The sequence below is a fragment of the Candidatus Binatia bacterium genome (assembly GCA_029243485.1).
GTDB lineage: Bacteria > Desulfobacterota > Binatia > UBA12015 > UBA12015 > VGTG01.
The window spans coordinates 1-4259 of record JAQWRY010000054.1 but is presented as its reverse complement, the minus strand read 5'-3'; the positions used below and the strand labels follow the sequence as shown (position 1 = coordinate 4259).

Annotated in this window: 3 protein-coding genes; 2 read left to right on the top strand and 1 reads right to left on the bottom strand. The window is 61.8% G+C overall.

All coding sequences use genetic code 11. The features are described 5' to 3' along the window. A partial coding sequence (locus P8R42_15670; protein MDG2306053.1) for a hypothetical protein occupies window positions 1-351 on the top strand: 351 nt, incomplete at its 5' end. Window positions 352-649: 298 nt separating this feature from the next. Here the strand turns inward: P8R42_15670 and P8R42_15665 are convergent. Beyond that, window positions 650-2215 (bottom strand): HTTM domain-containing protein, encoded by a 1566-nt coding sequence (locus tag P8R42_15665; protein MDG2306052.1) that lies wholly within the window; start codon window positions 2213-2215, stop codon window positions 650-652. A 292-nt stretch (window positions 2216-2507) separates the two neighbouring features. On the opposite strand from P8R42_15665, the gene P8R42_15660 reads away from it, so the two are divergent. After that, entirely contained in the window at window positions 2508-3590 is a 1083-nt protein-coding gene (locus P8R42_15660) for a hypothetical protein (protein MDG2306051.1), read from the top strand. Window positions 3591-4259 lie beyond the last annotated feature (669 nt).

Here is a 4259-nt window from a genome sequence, read left to right as displayed (position 1 = left end):
CAGATCGACGTTGCGGTGGAGCCTGATGTCTCGGTCGAGGAGATGGGCGTACGCCTGCGCGAGGCCCTTCCCGCGCACCTCGGGATCGCGACGGTGGAGGCGCGCCGCGCCGAGATGAGTGATCTCGCGGCGGGATTCGCTGTCATGGTCAACGCCATGTCGGCCATTGGCCTCGTCCTGGCGATCCTCATCACCGCCAACCGCCTCTCCACCATCTACCTCCAGCGGCACTGGGAGCTCTCCGTGCTGCGCGGCCAGGGCATGTCGACGCGGTCCTTGGTGCGGAATCTTCTCGTGGAAGCAGGGCGGATAGCCGACATGAAGCCCCTTTTTGGCTCCCATCCGACCTAACGGCGCCGCCCGGCGGCTACGCCGCGGCCGCCTGCACCCGAAAACGGGACCTCGCTCCAGGCTTCGCAGTCGCCGCTACCCGTCGACCCGGGCAAATAGGCCGTTCATGTTTCCTACCGCCCGTAGGCGTCGGGCGTCGCCCAGGGGCCCCGGTTGAATGCTCGCGCCGTGATGTCGACGATCGACTCGACGTCGCTCTCGTCCTGCGCCCCTGCGTATCGGATCTCGCTCATTCCCAGAGCTCCCGGTTCTGGATAGACCTCCCGGGGATGGTGGTCGCAACCGTGGACCGGGTAGACTACCCGTTTGGGGCCGGCTCTGCCTCAGCACCCCCGGAAGTGGCCGAGACCCTCTCGAAAACGACGCGGGCCTCGGCCACCCTGCGGTCGGGATGGTCGAGATTCCATTGTTTCTCGAAAACCGGGGGCAGCAGAGCTCGCAGGCTTCGCGTGGCCGAATACCTCGCGAACACGAAGTAAGTATTCCAACGGGCATCGAGGGTCGGCACTCCCGCCTGCCCGACCGTACCGTCCGAAGCGACGGGGAGTACCCGGCCACCTTCCAGGAGGCTGAGTACCTTTCCGTCGTCTGTGGTTGCGAGTACCGCCGGCCATCCTCGCATCTGCGGCCCCGCATGTGTGAACATGTCCCAACGCTGGTGCAACTGTAGGGCCCGCCCCGGCGCCCCCAGAAGCCCCAGACGCCTTTCCACGGAGTAATCGCGGAAAGACACGGGAATGCCTTCCCGACCGGCCTCCCGCCACTCCCGAAGCAAGTCCAGCGATGCCCTTCGAGCGGCAGGACGATTGATATCGATTGCGACGATGTTCCAGAGAACGACGTAGGCGAGGACCAGGCCCAGGAAGACCTGGGTGCCCGCGTTGGCCCACCGTAGCAACGCGCCCCCCCCGCGGTGCGACGATGCGGCAACCCCCTCACCGCGAGAGGAGTGCCGTGGCTCGGGGGAACCTGGACGGGAAGCAAGAAAACCCAACGCGCGAGAGTCCCAAAATCCGCTCGGCAGGAAGACGACCAGAGCGGTCAGCGACACCGCAGGAAAAAATCCTGCCGAAACACTCAGGGCCATGAGTCCGTGAAATCCGACCAGCAACACCAATGCTGCAATCCGAAACGACCGGGTGGCAATGGGAACGAAGAGCAGAAACGGCACCACCATCTCGAACCAGGGAACGATGTAGGTCAACACCTCGAGCAATCGGGGGAAGGCGAGCAGCGCTCCGGCAAGAGGCCCCGCGAACATCTCGGCAGAGAAAGAGTTGGTGAGAGCTTCGCCCGAACTCCAGGCGGGTCCCTCCTTCATCAGGCCGACGAAGAAATACATCAAGAAAACCTGCGAGAGAATGCCGACCGACGCCATCGAGAGGTGTCGTTGCGGCACCGCGCCCGCCTCCGTGCGACTGCGATCGACCGACCATGCGGCACCTAGTGGCAGGAACATGGCCCAAAAGAGAAGAAGGCGCAGAAGTTGGTCGGCGCCGAAGAGCAGAGTGGGGTTACGCGCCTGCAGGGAAACCAGCAGAAGCCAACTCGCCACCGTCGCCCCGCGCGTGCGGTATCCCGCGGCAAGGGCGATCGCGGCGGCGGCAGCGAGCGTGAAGAGTACGGCTTGGCCGGAGACCGTGTCGGTCGCCAGATGAATCGACCAATGCCAGTCGCTGAGCGCAAAGTATCGCAGTAAAGCGTCGCGCGGAAGCACGCCGCTATCCGTGTAGTGCGCCTCGAGGTTTCGGGCTCGCTGTGCAAGATCCAGCACAAGAAGTGCGCCCAGAGCGACCCGAAAGGCCGCCAACGACCGAATGTCGACTCCGAAGAGCCGATCGAGCAAGACCCAAGCGCGCTTCATTCCCATTTTTTCTCTACCGGCCCACTGCGGTGCGAACTTCCGGGTTGCCTACCCCGATCGATGCCTTTGGGCAATCGGCTCACCGAGGGCGAAGGTCTGGCCCGCCATATGACGAAAATACTTCTGAAACCAACGTACTGCCCGGAGTTGATGCCCCCTTCATGTGACAGCCACTATAGGGGATGGGGCCGATCCTTGATCTATGGTCTGCGACTAGGCAAACGCTACATTTCTTGGTACGTTTGAATTTCACACTGGCCCCTGAAACCGAAACTCGACTAGGAGAATCCTCATGCTTGCCTCACGTGCTCTCATACGCTGGTCAGCCATCGTATCCTTCCTTGTGTCAATCTCCCTCGCCTTTTCCGCGCCGGCCATGGCATCCGTTCGGACGCAACTGAACGACCTGGCCACAGCGCTGGCTTCGGCGGGAGCTCCGGAAGCCGCAGGGCAAGTGGATGCCGTCATCAATGAAATGCCGGACGACGAGTTGGATCTCCTCTTTGGCGCGAGTTCGGGCAAGCTCGAAGAACTAACGCAGGCGTACGAGCGAATTGCCGACCTTGGGGAGAAGGATGCGGGCCGTTCATTTGCCAAGGGGCCCGACGAGAGCCACCCCACGTGGGATGATCTCAAATATGAGGACTCATGCCCAAAGTCGCTCGAGACATCGACGATAGACATGCAAGCGGCGATAGCCGCACTCGATGTTGCCAAGGCCATATGGTCCGGGGCTGACCGCGCCTGTACGCAGTCCATCACGGGTGTCAGCGCCACCCTTGGTTGCATCGCGGGGGATTTAATCCTCTTTGCCGCTGAACTTGTCGTGCAGAATTTCGAGTTTTGCAATGACGACATCTTGCGAGTCGAGGCGGTGGCACGAAGTGACCGGCAAGTGTTGAACGATATCGCGCAGACCGAGCAATACGAGGATCTCAAATCAGCCCTGAGCACCCACGACTCCGATATCGAGTCCCAGTTGAGCACCCATGACACCGATATCGAATCCCAGTTGAACACCCACGACTCCGACTTGAAGGCGCAGCTCCTCCAACACGACATCGATATCAAGGAGCAACTCGACCGCATCGAGGCTCTATTGAACCTGGTGTCCACGACTCAGCTCGAACAGCTTCTCCACGCCATGGGCGGAAAGCGGACCGGTGTCATGTACACCGACCGCCTGGCCGAAGTTTGTGACGCGGCGGAAGGTGCGATAACCGAAGCGAGTGCCCTCCAATACGCAGTCGGCAACGCTGGTGCTTTGCTGGCGGAGGGCCGTAGCCTGATGGCAACGGATCCCAAGAAGGCGCACGATCTCTGCCGAGCGGCCTACCGGGACGCAACCGGTCGCACGAAGAAGAAGAAGAAGTAGAAGTAGAGAGTTTTTGTCTACGCGGAGAGGCGGGGTCGACCTAAACGGCTTCGTCTCCCCGCAACCCCCCGAGCCCACATAGAAGCGATAACGCTCCGCAACGGCTGACATCTGGTTCGTCAACAAATCCGACCTTCTCACAACGCAATATTGACTAGGCCCAAAGGGTTTTGACGGCCGCCCAGCGGCTTCGCCGCGGGCGGCTCGGTCCTGGTGTGTTGCGCGAGCGTTCGCCTCCTGTGCCTGAGTACGGGAACGCGTGGCTTTGATCCCGGCGCGGTGGCGGAGAACGCCGCTCAAGAGATCGGGGTCCTTCGTCGGATTGTACGTCGTCAGCTGAGTCGGGACCTTTGGGGTCGATTTCTAAGAGACACTTCCGGCACGTTTGCTCGCCTATGCAGCTCGTAGATTCTGCCGTTTGCGACGAGCCATTGTCTTCTTCTTGATCTGCTCTCGGCGTGTGAGGATCGCCTGCCGCCGCCCGTGATATGCATCGGCTGGAGTCACGTTGTCCAGTGACTCGTGGTACCTGTCTGTTCTCAGAACCCGTCCGCGCCGCAATCGCTCCGCTTTCAGTAGCCGCGGCCGGCGACGGACTGGCCGCACCATCCGTGATCGAGCACGATGTGGATCGCGATGCCCTCGGCCCTGCCCTACGTGAAACTGATC

What these genes read in the sequence shown, in the direction of transcription:
- P8R42_15665 (MDG2306052.1), bottom strand. Translation starts at nt 2,215, where the DNA reads ATGAAGCGCGCTTGGGTCTTGCTCGATCGGCTCTTCGGAGTCGACATT.
- P8R42_15660 (MDG2306051.1), top strand. Translation starts at nt 2,508, where the DNA reads ATGCTTGCCTCACGTGCTCTCATACGCTGGTCAGCCATCGTATCCTTC.